Genomic DNA, 16,854 nt, shown 5'->3' with positions numbered 1-16,854 from the left:
TGCTGCGCGTAACAAGTCGACTCACCAGAAAAGTAAGTGACCAAGTGAATATAAGATGCGACGGCAGACTAACGCTACGCATCTCATTTTAAGCTTCCAGCTTTAAAAAAGTATCTAGCTCAAGATAGAGCTAAGAAAGTCTCTAGGTGAGAGGTACTGCTCAAACCTAGTACCTCGTGACTAACACCACCTAGCACCTAGTTTCTCTCCTCTTTCTGGTACATCCAACGATAAAGTGTTGGCAATACCAGTAAGGTCAAAGCTGTCGAGCTAAACAAACCACCGATAATAACCACAGCCAATGGTTGCTGGATCTCACTACCTACCCCAGTTGATATCAAGATAGGGATCAGGCCGAGCGCCGAGGTCAACGCCGTCATCAGTACTGGACGTAAACGACCAACTGTACCTTCATAAACACTGGTATAAAGACTCTCACCCGCATTTGAACCTAGTTTCTGTTTCAGTGCTTGTTGACGACGCTGGTTAATCGAATCCACCAGCACTACGCCATTTAGCACCGCCACACCAAACAAGGTGATAAAGCCAATCGAGCTAGGAACCGACAAGTAAGTACCGCTAATAAACAGCGCAACAACACCACCGATTAAAGCCAGAGGCACGTTCGCCATGATAAGGGCAACTTGCTTTAGTGAGCCGAATGAGAAGAACAACAAGAGCGCAATCAAGCCGATAGAGATAGGCACAACCAGCATCAGTTTCTGCTGAGCACGTTGCTGGTTCTCATACTGACCGCCAACCACTACGGTATAACCCGCTGGCAGTTCCGCTTGTGGAATGATAGCGTAGATATCCTCAACCACAGATCCCATATCACGGCCTGAAACGTTCGCCTGCACCACGACTCGGCGCTGAACATCATCACGACGAATATTAGGCGGCGCCATTTCAACTTCGACACTAGCCACTTCGCCAAGGCGTACCGTAGCACCACTGACACCTTTGAGGATCAGATCTCTCAGTGCATCGGGAGAACTACGATATTCTTCAGCAAGACGTACGTTAATATCATATCGCGCATTACCGTCGATCACTTGGCCAGCGCTAACACCGCCGATCCCCTGACTGACCAGACTCATCACCTCATCAACACTGATACCGTAACGCGCTAATAGCTCACGCTTGGGTCTCACGACGAGCTGAGCTTCACCGCTAACCTGCTCCAGAGATACATCAACCGCACCAGGAATGTTAGACACTAGCTCTGTCAGACGCTCACCACTTGCAGATAGCACATCTAAATCAGGACCAAATATCTTGATCGCTAGCTGAGCTTTAACCCCAGATAGCAGCTCATCAACACGGGTTGCAATAGGTTGTGAGAAGGTAAACAGTAAACCTGGATAGACACTAAGTTTCTCCTCCATCTTACGCTGTAACTCGATGCGAGTTTCCGCATGTTCCCATTCATCAATTGGCTTAAGGCCGATGTAGATCTCGATATTACTCACAGGTTCAGGATCGCCGCCAAGCTCTGGCGCACCGATGCGGCTCAAGGCGTACTCAACTTCGGGAAACTCAAGCAACATCTTCTCTAACTTAGGTGCGACATCGATTGAAGTCCCAAGGCTAGCAGTAGGCGCTAAAGTCACACGTAAGTTAATGGTGCCCTCTTCAAGCTCTGGCACAAACTCAGTCCCTAAACGAGGCAACAAGGACATGCTGAGTACAAACAAGGTAATAGCCGTGATGACTACCGCTTTTGGATTCGCCATCGTCATGGTCAATAACTTGCGATAGACCTTTTCGATAGGCTTAAGTACCGCACTTTCTCTTAGGGTAATTCCACGTTTAAATAGGAATACTGCTAAGGCTGGTACCGCAACAAGCGCCACGACCAAGGCCGATAACATGGCCAAGATGATGCTTACCGCCATCGGCTGAAATAACTTACCCTCTACACCTTCCAATGCAAACAGAGGCGCGAATACGACTATGATGATCGCAGTCGCAAAGAAGATAGGGCTACATACCTCTTTGGCCGCCAACATGACACGCATTGTGATCCCGTCAGTAGAGCCAGTATGAGCCAACGTCGCCACACCATCTTCATCGGCATGATAAGGATCGGCTTCGCCATCGGCGCGACTGCGTGCATCGCTAAGGTGCTGACTGTCGGGTTGTGTCAAATGCTTGAAGATATTCTCCACCATCACCACAGACCCATCAACCAACATACCAATAGCAACCGCCAGCCCACCTAAGGACATCAAGTTAGCCGACATGCCAAAGTATGACATCACCATCAACGCCAGTCCGATAGAAACTGGAATAGACAGTAACACCAACATGGTGGCGCGAATGTTGACTAAAAACAGCGCTAAAATCACCACGATAAACACGAAAGCCATCAAGAGTGCATCACGCACTGTGGTCACCGCTTGATCAACTAGATCAGCCTGATCGTAGAAGACTTCGAACGTCACGCCATCGGGCAACGCCTGTTCAACCAAGGCTGTACGTGCGTTGATATCATCAATAGTCGCCTTAGTGTTAGCCCCCATACGTTTGAGGATTACCCCGGCTACGACTTCACCCAAGGCTTGCGGCTGACCCGCTTCATCACGACGCGTCATCGTTACTGCGCCCACTCGGATCTCGCTACCATAATCGACAGTCGCGATGTCGCCAACACGTACCGGCGTGCCCGCTACCTCTGTTAATGGGATCAACTTAATTGCAGCTAGACCAGCGTCACCCGCAGGTAATAAACCATAACCACGAACAACGAGTTGCTCCTGACCTTGATCCATAAACCAGCCACCTGCATTGCGATTATTGCTTTCAAGCGCGGTAGTCACTTGTTCCATGGTCAAGCCATAGCTAAGTAACTTATTTGGATCGATCTGCACCTGGTACTGACGCACATCACCACCAAAAGAAAGCACCTCAGTGACACCGCCAACAGGCATCATAATGAGCTTAACTAAATAATCATTAAGACTACGAAGCTCACTGGCATCGATGCCAGAGCCGGGATCAGCACGCAAAATATACTGATAGATCTGACCCAAACCTGAAGTATTAGGACCGATTTCAGGCACACCAATACCATCTGGGATCATCTCTCTGGCTGCTTGTAACTGCTCGAAAACTTGCTGACGGGCAAAATAGATATCCGTACCTTCAGCAAAGACCACTGTTACCAGTGATAAACCTGTACGAGAGAGCGAACGCACCTCAGTCACGGCTGGCAAGGCATACATGGCCGACTCAACGGGATAACTGATTAACTTCTCAACCTCTTCAGCTGCTAAGCCTTCAGCCTCTGTGTTCACGGTGACTTGTACGTTAGTGACGTCTGGAAATGCATCCAGATTTAATTTAGGCAACATAGCAACACTGGCTATCGCAATGGCGATTAGCGCCAGCGCCACCATTAGACGGTTACGGATCGCAACCTCAATAAGTCTCTGTAACATAAGAGAGCTCCTTCAAATTCAACAATGTGGTGATAGCTAAACGCTAATTAGTGGTTATGGATATCGAAGCCGGACTTTGCCTGCTCTGAGGCTAAGAAAAATGCCCCTGATACCACCACATTGCTGCCAGGTGCCAAACCACGAACTAAGTTCATGCCACGTTGACGCTCAACCACTTCGACTTCTACCGCCTCGAAGCCATCTTCATCTTGAATAAATACTTGCCAATCACCGTCACCGCCACGAGTCAATGCCGCATCGGGTAAGATCACCCCACCTTGTACTGAGCTAGGTAAGTACAGCTCGGCAAACTGCCCTGCATGAATAACATGGCCAGGGTTTTCAAGGCTCACTAAAATCTGTTCGGTACGAGTGACACTGTTAAGTTCATGTGAACGGCCGATGATCTTCGCTTCTAAGGTTCTATCACCAACGCGAACTAACGCTTTACTGCCAACACTGATGTTCTCAGCTTGTGCTGGGGTCACTTGTGCCTCTACCCATAGATGCGATTCGTCGGTCAGTTGCATAAGCGCTGTTCCCGCGGTGATCACTTGGCCTAACATGGCAATGTCTTGCTGTACGCGACCCTTAATAGGAGCCAATAGTTGATAACTACCAATAGTGCTCGGGTTTGACTCTAGCTTTGCAATCTGAGCTTGTGTCATTTTCATCGCCTCTAAGATGGCACGCTTAAGCTCCGCATCGACTTGCGCTTGCAGTCGACGGCTAGCACTGACTGCGCTCTTGCCCATACGCTTAACTCGGCTCCACTCAGCTGCCGCATTAATATAATCAGCCTGGGCTTGCGCCACAGCGACACCGCCTAAAGTTAACAAAGGATCGCCTTTACCTACCTCTTGACCCGGCACAACATGGCGCGCTAACACACGCACATCAAGCTGAGGTGCTAGTGCCATGGTTCTATCTCTGTCGACCACTAACGTCGCTGTAGCCACAGCTTCTAAACGAAAAGACTCTTCGGAGAGTTGCGTCACCTCAACACCGGCAAGCGCTTGCTGCTCAGCTGTCAATTTAAGCGCATGATCTTCTCCGCTCTCCTCACTAGCTTCTGCTCCATGACCATGGCCATCGTCTTCAGCAGGTGCCTGAGTTTCTTCTGTTGTTTCAGCGCCGTGATCATGACCTTCACCAGCAAATGCCGTTGAAGGAGTAACAACGACGGCAGTTAGCGTCATTAGAAATGCGAAGCTCATGGCTCTAGCAAGCGCATTAAGATTAAATGGTGTAGTGATAGCTTGTTCTTGCTCGCTCATATCTAGGCTAGAGCTGTTAAATCTGTTATTGAGTGTGTTCATAAAAAACGATCCCATCTGAATTAGTACTTAGCTGAAGCGCTATTTAGCTCAACGCCTGAATGATTTATCTCTGATGAGGCTGTTAACTGAGTATTTAAATATGTCTCAAGTTGCCCACTAGCCCCCATCCATTCAAGCCAGCTTGTATATAGAGCCGTCTCTAAAGACAAACCCGCAAGGTAACTGGTAGACAGCTGACGCTGACTTTGTAAATACACACTGGTTTCTATATCTCCGGCGCGCCATTGCAATGCAAGACCCGATGCCGCTTCTTGACCAGAATTGAGCACTAATTCACGCCAATCTTGGTATCGCTCATTAAGTCTGGGCATGGCCAGATAAAACTTTTTCTGTTGCTGTTTTAGCACTCGTTCCTGTGCCAAATAAGTTTGTTCAGCAATAGCAATACCTTGGCTGGCTACAGCGAATGTATCGCTATAGTTATTACGAAACTGCAGTGGGATAGATAAACCGACACCGACCTTATTTTCCTCACCTTCGCGCTCAGCATTGAGGCTGATGGTTGGGTCGGCAGAGGTATCGGCTTTAACCTGTTCAGCGTTGAGCTTAGTCAGCATCACTTGTTGATAAGCACTCTTCAATGCCGGTAATTCAGGGTCTATTTGCGTCGAAATACTGGCAACGTTCAATGCGCCGATAAATCCACTAAATGGCGTTTCACTATCACCTAACAGCATCAAAACATTGGCATCCGCTGATATAGAATTTTGCTCAGCCATCGCATATTCTGCGGCTCGGCTGGCAAGATCTAACTGGACTAACTGTATGGCTACAGAGGAAAGATCCCCTACCTGTAACTGCTGTTTAGCGATATACAGAGAACGTTTAGCGGAAGATAACTGTTGTTTTTGAAAGTCGAGTGCCTTACGGCTCTGAGATTGCTCCACCAAAGCTTGGATCACACTTGCTAGCATCTGACTACGCTCGAGGGTAATGTCTGACAGCAACACTTCTGCTTGAAGCTGGGCAATACGCGTCGCTGCGCCACGTTTATCACCCCAGTCAATGGTCTGGCTGATGCCTAGTGAGTAAGTATCATCGGTGGCATTTTGATAACCCACGCCTAGCTCAGGATTATATATAGCCTGATCAGCAGCCCTGATACCGTATTGTGCTTGGGTACGCCTGGCTTCTTGAGCAGCGATTTCAGGTAAGGCATTAAAGGTTTTCATCAAACCTGGTAACCAGGCTTTGAAACCTGTTTGGCTACCTTGGGTTAGCCAAGTTTCACTAGTATTAAGTGCACTACCTGTGTCTGCTAGATCTAAGCTTTCAGCCTGAGCAGATACAACACCACTAGAAAAATAGGCTAATAACAGACTGGCTATTATGGTCTTTTTCATCGTATTTCCTATCCCCAAGCCAACTATTCAGCAAAAGCTGTAGCGCAAGTCAAGCCCAATCTCACTGTCATTACGGACAGATGATTGCAGCCTGAAGATTGCAGGTCTAACAGATGGCTTTGGGGTTAAATCATATCTAAGATCGTTTAGGCAAATGGCCTAAAGATCCAATTAACGTTTAGTCATGATTTCTACTTGCTCAAATAGCATTAGGCTATTTGAGCAAGTATAGGGGTTATACGATCGGAGGGCGGTAATCAGGCAAAGATTCTGGAGGTAAGTAACGACTAACCATAGCAACAAGTTCATCACTTAAAGGAACTGATGGTTCAGTCGATAAATGGGTCATTACCGTAGCATGACCACCATGACACTGACAGTCTAAGCAGAGGTCGAAAAGTTTAATTTCAGTCTTAGTTATTTGGTGGCTATGCGGCTCTGTAGCGGATGCTGTTGAGAAAGAATCATCGAAATTTGCCGCTAAATAGCCATTGGTGACGAACTCACCATCAGAATAGGTGTTATCACAGTTAGCATCTTGTTCGGCAAAGTTTGGATCAGTACATGCTGTACATTGCTCTATCTCTACCGTTGTAACCTGGGCTGTAAACTGAACATGGGGATGATTTGCAGGCTCTTCGTCATGGCTGCCAAGATGCAACTGATGCTCACCCATGTTGCCACCTGCAAACTGCAGAAGCACAACGGCGATCATCGCTATGGCGATCTTGTGAGTGAATTGACGAAAATAATGCTGCAAATAAAGCCTTATTAAATTTAGGGTTCTTGGTGCTAACCAATCTGACTCGTATTGTAATCAAAAGTTCAGATCAGACAATACTTAACTCACTTTTCTGTGTGTAAAGTATTGCCTACGTCACATTAGCACACTCTAAATCAGTGGCTATTTATTTAAACACGCAGTGCTTAGCATAATCGCCTGCTTCATTAGCACTCCAGTCGCCTTTATCCTTTTCTTCCATTTGCTTACACCATTTATCGCTACCGACTTCTGGTGCACAACCACTTAAACCGAGGACAAAAAAAGCGGCGAATGAAACAGCGCTAAGTTTAGCTAAGGTGTGGCTAACAAGATTAGATGAAGACATATAATTTCCTTTAAAGTTTAAGTGCAATCCAATCGGCAGCTAATTGCTTATCCTCTAGGGGATACCAAGCCACTTCCGCTTGCATAAATGGTCCAAGCAGCTTGACTGCATTTCCGAACCAATCTGGTCCACCGACTAATACCAAACCATCAAATTTTGGTAGCTGTACCTCTCCGCGACCTGATAGCGATTGAGAGTCCCAGCCTTCAAGTAAGACATCGGCTTCGATATAGAGGCAGACTTTACCTGTTTGTTCACGGTAATCATCAATAAGGGGCTTAAGCATCTGCTGGTAATCTGCAGTCGACAAACGCCCACTTGCAAACAGGCTTATCACCCCATCAGCAATATCGGGGATTTTGCATAGCATAGAGAAACTCCGAACAAAAATGAACAGTCATGCAGTAGCTGACTTTACTAAGTCACTAAAGCATATCAGATTTGCCAATACTGACTCTATCAGTAATGAACGAATGCCAAAATAATACCAGATTTACCAAGTGTGACTATATCAATACTGATTTTTATTCTATTAATACGCCTAGTTCTGATATTGATATCTCCATGAGTAAAATATCAAACAATGTCTCTTACTCCATCACGGGGAAATGACAAATACCAATCAGTATAAGAAAGAGATCTACTCAGAGTGATTTTTGGCAACTAATTCAAGACGAATCGTTGATGGAATGGTTATTCCCTTGTGAAGCTATTCAACGAAGAAGTAGACGGCCAAAAACACTTCTGAAAGGCGAGTTTTAGCGCATCTGATGCTGTGTTAACGAGCTAGTACGTAGAATTACTATGCTCTTCACTCGTTGCCTTGCCTCTGAAGCGCTAAACTCTCGCTGAGCGATCACATCTTTATACTGATTGGTATACAGTGCACCTGCTCAATAAAATGTTAATATAGCTGCACCAGATAACGACTTATTTTGCCATGATAAAAATTTCAAACAGTGTCTATCTTCAAGAAAATGAACTCGAATGGCAATTTATCCGTGCGAGTGGTGCTGGCGGTCAGCACGTCAATAAGGTCTCTACCGCGGCACAAATTATCTTTGATATTAACGCCTCTTCTCTGCCTGATTTTTACAAACAAGCCCTGCTAAAGCGCGCCGATCATCGCATAACTAAGAGCGGCAAGATCATTGTCAAATGCCAACAGAGTCGCAGTCAGGACTTTAACCGCCAGACCGCACTGGCGCAGTTTATCGAATTAGTTGCCAGTGTAGCTATAGTACAGAAAAGACGAGTAGCCACTAAACCTACCAAAGGCAGCCAACGCCGACGAGTCGATGCTAAAAAGCAAAAAGGGGCCACAAAAGCGTTAAGACGAAATAAGTCGGATTATTAAAAATGAAGCCGATTAATCATGATCCTAGGTACTAGTCCCTAGGTTCTAGTCCCTTCTTGCCCCTTCTTGCCCCTTCTTGCCCCCAATTTCGTCGAAAATGCAGGCAAATGTCGACATCTCCGCTCACTTCTGTTGAAATCAAACTATTCATATTTTCTGTGCGTTAGCGCAGCAGTTATCTGTATTATCAAAGGATTTAGACATGAGTAGCCAAGCAAAGGTCTTATTAGTTAATGGCCCAAACCTTAACCTTCTGGGTCGACGAGAACCTGGGCATTATGGTGTAAAATCTTTAGCGCAGATCGTTACTGACCTAACGGAAGAGGCCAAAGACGCAGGCATAGAACTCGAACATATCCAGTCTAATGCCGAACACGAACTTATTGATGCGATTCATAATACAGATGCAGACTTTATCATCATCAACCCAGCAGCATTTACCCATACTAGCGTAGCGATACGTGATGCAATATTAGGCGTCAGCATTCCTTTTATCGAAGTGCACCTCTCTAATGTGCATGCTCGAGAGCCTTTCCGTCATCACTCATATTTCTCAGATAAGGCCATTGGCGTGATCTGTGGTTTGGGCGCCGAAGGTTATCACTTCGCCCTGCAATCAGTAGTTACACGATTAAATGCCAAGTCAGCTGAACACTAATCATTTGGTTAGCAGGTATCAGGATAAACGTTTAAGCTAATATTTGAAGGTAAGAGTGATGGATATTCGTAAAATAAAGAAGCTGATCGAACTGGTTCAAGAGTCTGGCATTGAAGAGCTGGAAGTCAAAGAGGGTGAAGAGTCGGTACGTATCTGTCGCCAAAGACCAGCTCAAGTTAATGTACCGCAACAGGTTTATACAGTGAGTAATGACTCACCCACATCGCCAGCAGCTCAGGGCCAAGCTCAAGTACAAACATCCCCAAGCTCAATGTTCAGTGATGAATTCGAAGAAGCTAATGATAATATGGTTATCTCACCTATGGTGGGGACTTTTTATCTTTCCCCCGCACCCGAAGCGGAGCCGCTTATCCACATCGGACAACAAGTCGAACAGGGACAAGCTGTCTGCATTATCGAAGCGATGAAGATGATGAATCAGATAGAAGCCCACCGCAGCGGTATCATCAAATCGATTCTGGTTGAGAGTGGCGACGCCGTCGGCTTCGATCAGCCCTTGATCATTATTGAAGATGAATAGTATTAGTTGCAAGTTGCGGGTGAGGAGCTTAGGTCTATAGCTCGTGACTAGAGACTTTCTTAGCCTTGTCTTAAACTCGATACTTTATTAAGTAGCAAAAGAGGAATAGCCATTGATGAGTCTGCCTGTTGTGCGCCCAATCAAGCGAGTGCTTATTGCCAACAGAGGTGAGATAGCCCTGAGAATTCAGCGCGCCTGTTCTCAACTTGGTATCGAAACTGTCGCCGTATACTCCAATGCAGATAAAGACCTTTTACACATTGAACAAGCCAATGCCAGTTTATGCATAGGCAAACCTGCCGCAAGCGAAAGCTATCTCAATATTCCTGCAATACTAGCCGCGGCCTCAGCCACCGCAGTCGATGCCATACATCCAGGTTATGGCTTTCTATCGGAAAATGCTGACTTTGCCGAGCAAGTAGAAGCCTGCGGCTTTAGCTTCATTGGCCCAACAGCGGCTGTGATCCGACTGATGGGCGATAAGATTTCGGCTATATCGGCAATGAAAAAGGCTGGAGTACCTACGATTCCAGGCTCAGACGGCATGCTGTCTAATGACGCTCAGCTCAATAAACAGATAGCCAACAAGATTGGCTATCCAGTGATCATCAAGGCCACTGCGGGTGGTGGTGGCCGTGGCATGCGCGTCGTCCATGACGAAAGCGAGCTGATACAGGCCATAGCTCTCACCCAAGCTGAAGCCAAAGCTGCCTTTGCCAATGGCGATGTGTACATGGAGAAGTATCTACAGACCCCTCGTCATATCGAAATTCAAGTCCTCTGTGATGGCCAAGGTCATGCCATTCACTTAGGCGAGCGTGACTGCTCCATACAACGCAAACATCAAAAGGTGGTAGAAGAAGCGCCAGCCCTAGGTATTAACCAGCAAGTTCGCCAAGAGTTCGGCGAGTTATGCGCTAAGGCCTGTGTCGATATTGGCTATCGTGGCGCTGGCACCTTCGAGTTCCTATATGAAGCAGGAAACTTTTACTTTATCGAGATGAATACCCGCATTCAGGTAGAGCACCCCATCACAGAGATGGTCACTGGAATCGATTTAATCCAAGCACAGCTGGAGATCGCAGCGGGTAAGCCGCTTTCAATTAAACAAGACGACATTCAACTAAAAGGTCACAGCATTGAATGCCGGATTAACGCCGAAAACCCGCAAAGCTTCATCCCCTCCCCAGGCACTGTAACCAGGTTTCACGCCCCTGGCGGCATCGGCGTACGCTGGGACTCCCACTTGTATCAAGGCTACACAGTCCCACCATTTTATGACTCCATGATAGGTAAGTTGATCACTTGGGGCTCCACACGAAATGAAGCTATCTCGCGCATGCAAACAGCGCTCAGTGAGCTAGTTATCGTGGGCATATCAACGAATCAGCCTCTTCTACAGCGAATACTCGAAGATGAAGGGTTTAGAGAAGGTGGGCAGTCGATACATTATCTTGAGGAGAAGGTGCTTAAATAGAACGGGCTTCGCCCTGCTAGGGCGGCACTGCGTGCCTGCGAGGACGTTCGCAAGCTCACTGCTAGTGAGCCGAGCTTAGTTCGCAAGATGAGGTGTAACGATCAAGTTCGATGAGTCCTCGAAGTATTATCCCGTGATAACGGGCTTTAATCAGTTGATAATCCATAGCCGGGGCAAAGTAATAGGTAACGTCTTCAGCACCCGTTTGCTCCACAGGTATCAAAGTTAGCTCACCCCAAGGCTCTATGTTTGTTGTTTGCGTATCCTGAACATAGAATTGATAGGGCTCTATATCATCTGAAGCTTGTCTGATTAAAGCGAATTGCTTGCGTCCTTGCAGCAAGTATTGACGAATTTGAATCAACAGGGTATCAACGCCTCGCAGAGGTATATCGTCTGATACATAAGTATCAACCTCCCCATCTATATCGACCCGAGACTCACGCCCACCATGCTCGAAAGTCACTCGCATGTCTCTGGCTCGGAACCCCGTCACTTTTTGGTGAAATTTATCGGTTAGCCATTCGTTAGTGGTACTCGACCAGGATAACTCAGCCCTTTGATGGTACTGAGTGCCTATGCCCAAAATACTGGCTTCACTTTTTGTGGTAACAACCGCAGTTTTTCCCTGCCAAACCTCAGTCCTGTTCATTGAGCCTGTATATAAGCCACTCAGGTAAATAGAGAAGTTTGAAGTACGACTACACTGTTTCTGGCTATGATCTTGTACAAGCTCTTGTTGCTCTTGTGCCGTATTGGCGAAGGCTGTATTGGTTAATGTCCCTAGTACTAAAGTTAGCGTTAAAACTCGCACTAAAACAGGTGTTAGTGTTGGTACTGACAAAAAAGTGCATGCAATGTTAGCCATGCTTAAAAGACTTCATTCACATTAAGGTAGAAGTTGGTTTCATTTTCACCAACACCTACATCAAAACGTAAATTAATATTGTCTTTAATATTAAAACGGAAACCTGTTCCGTAGGAGGTTAAAAGCTCCTCAGTAAGATCGCTAACTTTCGGCGCCACGCTACCTACCGCGCCCCAGAAGACCATGCCATAACGTTGGAATATGGGTAAGCGATATTCAACTTGCCCCATCATCATCTGCTCATCACGATAACGGCCTTTGATATATCCGCGCATGGCATTAGATCCACCAAGATCAGGCAACATATTCCAAGGCACATCGCCATTGGTAAAGTGTCCTTGTACTTGCCATGCAATAAGCCCAGGTGCAGAGCCGCTTAGATCAATATAGTTAGCTAACTCAATGTCATAAGTTGAAAATGATGAGGATTCATTATTTTGATACAGGCCAGCATCAACTTGAAATAGCCAGCCTTTGGTCGCGTTTAAACGATAGTCCCGTGAATCATAGACACTGGTCAACACGACACCTGAACTAAAGTTATTTGGCAATATGTCGCTTGAGTCTACTGGGGTCTCAGTGTCTACTAACTTTAATTTATCTGCACTCGCATAGATAAAGTCAGCACCTACTCCGATAAAGTAGTTGTCAGCGACCTCTGTCATCCAGCGTGGCTTAAAGCTGTATAGCTGCCCTTCATATTCGTGATGATTACTATCTTGATCACCTTGCTCTATGCCCTGGCCATAATACACCGCCGCTTCATTATTGAGCTCTAATTCCAGCAGTAACCTTTGCTTGCCTTCGTTGAAAAATGTCATATTTTCAACTTCGACACCATACGAGTTATTCATCGAAACAAACGAATTTAGCACTAATGATGATGGCTGCTCTTCAGGCGATGCATCGTCGGTTTTATATAAACCCACCATCAACAGACCGACACCAAACTTTTTCTCTGGCGTGTAATAAGCCGTTGGTAGGTAACTCATATCGATGGCTTTAGTCTCATCAAATTCACCATCTGCACCAAAGACCGACAGAATGTTATCAACCCAAGTCGGCTCCATATCTTCTGGAGTTTCAAACAGAGGTTCGACGGCAATAGCGCTCTTGGAAAAGGTAGAAAAAACAAACAGGGATAACAGTAAAATCCGTTTCATAAAAACTCTAATCAATGATGGGAATAAGGGAGGCGTTAAACGACCTTTCTGGCAGTCATTTGACTCGCCGAGCGCATTTTAGCACGACAGTAATTTTGAACCATTAATTTGTTTTAACCTAAATATGAGTACTCCCCCATACCACGACGTCGTCATAGCAAAGGAAAGTACTTAAATAGGTTTATAGAAAATATCAGGCACTAGGATAAGATGGTTTACGCAAAAAAAAGTGAAATCGTTCATTTGGACATTAGAACCCGGCCAAAGTACCGCCGGGATAACAACGAAAACAAGCAACTAAAACAAGCAACTAAAACAAGCAACTGAAATGGAACATATAGCTGTCCAGCCCCCAATAATTAAGCACTTTTTAGCTTTGGTTCATCCGCTAAATACTTAGCGACATCGACTTCATTAATCTGTTTAGCGTCAAGGAATTTATGAGCATACTCTAAATAGATACCACTTGTTAGGAACAGCCTAAAGACCTCAATGTCTAAGTGTTCATCCAATGCCATCTTATGAAGAATATCGATAGCAACGCTAAGCGGCTTGGCTTTCTTATAAGGTCTATCGGCTGCGGTAAGCGCTTCAAAAATATCGGCCACCACTAAAATACGTTCCGGGATAGACAGGTCTTCAGCACTGAGTCTGCGGGGATAACCCGTGCCCTTTAAGGTTTCATGGTGGGTCGATGCGTATCTTGGGACTTTAGCTAACTCAGGTGGGAATGGCAGCGTTTCAAGCATCTTGATAGTACTGGTGACATGCTCGTTAATCTTAAACCTGTCTTCGGCGGTGAGCGTTCCTCGCGAGATAGAAAGATTATAGAGTTCACCGAGATTATACTGATGTTCTGGGATATCCATCTTAATACCAAACTTAGGGTCAAACTCCACCTTGTTGATACGCTTGATAATATGTTCTTGTTTGTCCCTCAAGAGTGGCTCCGTCACTGGGTAGCTCTCTGTCGACTTAGCATCATTTAAGTTAAGCTCTTCGACTGGAGATAAACCTAGCCTATCATCGAAGTTTCTCTGCCAAGTGATTTCGGCAAGTTCAGCTAAGCGGTCTTTATGGGCTTGGCCCATAAACTCACCACCCACGTTGGCATTGGCGATAAACTCAAAGTCAGCTTTAAGCTGCTCACGTTTTTTTTCTAACTCTACAGCCAACAATTCACTTGAATCAGCACAAGAGAGTCGCTTAAGGTAATCTATCTCAGCATCACGCCAAAGCACCTCAAAGCGCATACGAACTTCATGAATGCGGTTGTAAACCGCTTCAAGCTTAGTGCCTTTATCGACTATATATTCAGGCGTGGTGATCTTGCCGCAATCATGTAGCCAGGCTGCGATTCTAAACTCTCTACGCTCATCGGCAGAGTTGAAACTAAACGCTTTAAAATGGTCAAGCTGTGACTTTTCTGCGGCATCCGCCAGCATCAACCCAAGTTCAGGCACACGGTTACAATGACCCGCCGTATATGGAGATTTATCATCAATGGCTTGTGCAATTAACTTAATGAATGACTCCATCAACTCCTTTTGATTACGCTCATATAATTGAATAGATTCGGACATATCGAGCATTGAATTAGCCAATTCGTCGAGCTCGGCAATACTGGAGTCAACATTGGTAACCTCATCATAGCGACGATTTTTTATCTTCTCATTCTCAATCGCCAGCGCTTTAATCGGTCGAATTATCGGTGAAGCAAACACCCAAGAGATAGGCAAAATGAGCAACAGGCATAGTGCGGTGATCAATATAGACTGGCTCACTTTGTCTTTACTCGATGCCAGCAATATTGAAGCTGGCACCACAATGGCAAATTTATCTTGAGCAGCTTTATCCTCTCCGAAACTGGTGACATAGATAAACTGCTCGATACCATTTATTTTAGTGCTAATGAGTTGGTTTTGCTGTTTAGGATCTGCAGCCATATCAATCAACACCTCATAAGGAACGATTCCTTGAGGAGTAAAACTCTGTAGCTCACCATGTGCAAACCATTTAGCGGCTAATGCAGCTCTTTGCTCTGACGTAATATTGCTAATAGCCAAATTTATGATGTCAATCAAGGGTGCATTTTTACCTTGCATCACCATATGCAAGCCAGTCGGGACACTGATATTCCCAAAACTAATGGTTTCATGATATTTAAGTCGATCAATAAAATAGCTTTGAGCGGTATAGTGCAAATTGACACTAGTATCCAAGGCCGCAAACACTTCGCCACTCTCTACAGCTTGTAAGATGGCCTGGGTGGATGCCAATTCGACAATCTCAATATCTGGAAATGCCTTGCTCACAACTTGAATGATTGACCAGCCTTTTGGGATAGCGAGTCGCTTGCCATTGAGTTCAGAAAGCCTAGTTATGGTATCGTTTTCTGGTTGAGTCACAATCGCATAATGGAGATCTAAGAAGGACTCACTAAATTCACCTAAAGTTTCATTTTTATCCGTCAGCATGATGGAGTGCAACATGTCGATCTCTTCCATCGTGTAACTATCGACCAGCTCATTCCAAGTAAAGCCATTAACAAAGTTAAATTTAAGCCCACTCGACTCAGCAAGCATTCTAAGAAGATCGATACTATAGCCTTCTGGTTCACCTGAGATTGTAAAGTCTATAGGTGCCCAATCAATCTCATTAGACACCAGCAACTCAGGTGTATTGGCAATGAGATCGCGCTGTGCAGCAGTTAATGATAAGCCTGGCCCTTTAGGCATCAAGGTATTGAGTTGCGGGTACCGATTGGAGGCAATTAACTCACCGCTGGCTTTATAAAGGTAAGCTTCGACCTGTGATTGGTCCCCTCGCTCTATCAGATAATCACTCAGGGTTGATAGTGCAATATCAACGGCTAAAACGGCATCTGAATTTGGTAGTTTGATAGAATAAGTTTGCCCAGGAGCTTGCAGATGCTGAAACAGGTAAGGCTCTGTTTTATTGACACTGACGCGATTAGCATCGGTGAACCAAGGTCGTAAACGGGCATCGTACTCACTTGGCTTTTGACGACTTGCACGTAAGTTAAACTCTTCGTCTAGATATCGATAATATTGGCTTCGCGCGCTCCCCTCTCCCTTTATCTCTATCGTAACCCAACGATCTAAATGTGAGGCTTCTAACTGCGAACGAATTATCGGATGTGCATCTAGATTGATAAGCTCATAAAAATCACCATCTGGTAAACCAACATAGATGGCATAAAACAGTGGGTTACTTCTCATCACCTCGGCAAAGGTATCTATGGATTCAGGATTAAACTTGTCGTTTTCTATCAGGCTATCAAAGCTTGATAGTAATTTAGTGACATTGTTTGCCTGAATATCTATTTGAGAGAGGTATGTGGAGGCGCTTTGTGATGCTTGATTATAATATTTTAGGGCCGAGTCGGTCGCCATCGCCTTGCTAAAATAATATTGCAAACCAATGGCAATAGCGGCGGTGATCACCGTCGCTAAAATAAATATCCCTACAACAGTAAACCTGATAGTAAAGCGCTTACTTTTTCTTGTTGATCCGACATCCATTTTTAATTCC

At 45.5% G+C, this 16,854-nt stretch carries 13 protein-coding genes; 4 read left to right on the top strand and 9 right to left on the bottom strand.

The window, feature by feature from the left end:
* Nucleotides 1–197: 197 nt before the first annotated feature.
* The 6 genes from FM038_RS02755 to FM038_RS02730 form a co-directional block, all read right to left on the bottom strand.
* Complete coding sequence (locus FM038_RS02755) at nucleotides 198–3,443, bottom strand: efflux RND transporter permease subunit (protein WP_142871850.1); 3,246 nt, start codon at nucleotides 3,441–3,443, stop codon at nucleotides 198–200.
* Nucleotides 3,444–3,490: 47 nt separating this feature from the next.
* Nucleotides 3,491–4,762 (bottom strand): efflux RND transporter periplasmic adaptor subunit, encoded by a 1,272-nt coding sequence (locus FM038_RS02750; protein WP_142871849.1) that lies wholly within the window; start codon nucleotides 4,760–4,762, stop codon nucleotides 3,491–3,493.
* A 20-nt stretch (nucleotides 4,763–4,782) separates the two neighbouring features.
* Complete coding sequence (locus tag FM038_RS02745) at nucleotides 4,783–6,126, bottom strand: TolC family protein (RefSeq protein ID WP_142871848.1); 1,344 nt, start codon at nucleotides 6,124–6,126, stop codon at nucleotides 4,783–4,785.
* A gap of 235 nt (nucleotides 6,127–6,361) precedes the next feature.
* On the bottom strand, nucleotides 6,362–6,886 hold the full coding sequence (locus FM038_RS02740) for a hypothetical protein (protein ID WP_142871847.1): 525 nt from the start codon (nucleotides 6,884–6,886) through the stop codon (nucleotides 6,362–6,364).
* 148 nt (nucleotides 6,887–7,034) lie between these two features.
* Nucleotides 7,035–7,235 (bottom strand): DUF3012 domain-containing protein, encoded by a 201-nt coding sequence (locus tag FM038_RS02735; RefSeq protein WP_142871846.1) that lies wholly within the window; start codon nucleotides 7,233–7,235, stop codon nucleotides 7,035–7,037.
* 10 nt (nucleotides 7,236–7,245) lie between these two features.
* Nucleotides 7,246–7,605 (bottom strand): SpoIIAA family protein, encoded by a 360-nt coding sequence (locus FM038_RS02730; protein WP_142871845.1) that lies wholly within the window; start codon nucleotides 7,603–7,605, stop codon nucleotides 7,246–7,248.
* Nucleotides 7,606–8,175: 570 nt separating this feature from the next.
* On the opposite strand from FM038_RS02730, the gene arfB reads away from it, so the two are divergent.
* From arfB to accC, 4 genes are all read left to right on the top strand, one after another.
* The gene (arfB, locus tag FM038_RS02725; RefSeq protein WP_142871844.1) at nucleotides 8,176–8,592 is read left to right on the top strand and encodes an alternative ribosome rescue aminoacyl-tRNA hydrolase ArfB; all 417 of its coding nucleotides are present in this window, start codon (nucleotides 8,176–8,178) and stop codon (nucleotides 8,590–8,592) included.
* A 202-nt stretch (nucleotides 8,593–8,794) separates the two neighbouring features.
* On the top strand, nucleotides 8,795–9,250 hold the full coding sequence (gene aroQ / locus FM038_RS02720; RefSeq protein ID WP_142871843.1) for a type II 3-dehydroquinate dehydratase: 456 nt from the start codon (nucleotides 8,795–8,797) through the stop codon (nucleotides 9,248–9,250).
* A gap of 58 nt (nucleotides 9,251–9,308) precedes the next feature.
* Nucleotides 9,309–9,791, top strand: a complete 483-nt coding sequence (gene accB, locus FM038_RS02715; protein WP_142871842.1) for an acetyl-CoA carboxylase biotin carboxyl carrier protein — start codon at nucleotides 9,309–9,311, stop codon at nucleotides 9,789–9,791.
* A gap of 115 nt (nucleotides 9,792–9,906) precedes the next feature.
* Entirely contained in the window at nucleotides 9,907–11,268 is a 1,362-nt protein-coding gene (gene accC, locus FM038_RS02710; RefSeq protein WP_142871841.1) for an acetyl-CoA carboxylase biotin carboxylase subunit, read from the top strand.
* Nucleotides 11,269–11,329: 61 nt separating this feature from the next.
* On the opposite strand, the gene FM038_RS02705 is transcribed toward accC, so the two are convergent.
* The 3 genes from FM038_RS02705 to FM038_RS02695 all read right to left on the bottom strand — a co-directional run bounded on the left by FM038_RS02705 (nucleotide 11,330) and on the right by FM038_RS02695 (nucleotide 16,844).
* Entirely contained in the window at nucleotides 11,330–12,136 is an 807-nt protein-coding gene (locus tag FM038_RS02705) for a hypothetical protein (protein WP_185965738.1), read from the bottom strand.
* Between the two features lie 2 nt (nucleotides 12,137–12,138).
* On the bottom strand, nucleotides 12,139–13,299 hold the full coding sequence (locus tag FM038_RS02700; RefSeq protein WP_142871840.1) for a BamA/TamA family outer membrane protein: 1,161 nt from the start codon (nucleotides 13,297–13,299) through the stop codon (nucleotides 12,139–12,141).
* 359 nt (nucleotides 13,300–13,658) lie between these two features.
* Nucleotides 13,659–16,844, bottom strand: coding sequence for an HD domain-containing phosphohydrolase (locus tag FM038_RS02695; protein ID WP_142871839.1), 3,186 nt, complete (start codon nucleotides 16,842–16,844; stop codon nucleotides 13,659–13,661).
* Nucleotides 16,845–16,854: the final 10 nt, after the last annotated feature.

The organism is Shewanella eurypsychrophilus (assembly GCF_007004545.3).
GTDB classification, from domain to species: Bacteria; Pseudomonadota; Gammaproteobacteria; order Enterobacterales; family Shewanellaceae; genus Shewanella; species Shewanella eurypsychrophilus.
The sequence above is the reverse complement of the archived record's forward strand: the minus strand, read 5'-3'. Positions and strand labels throughout refer to the sequence as shown.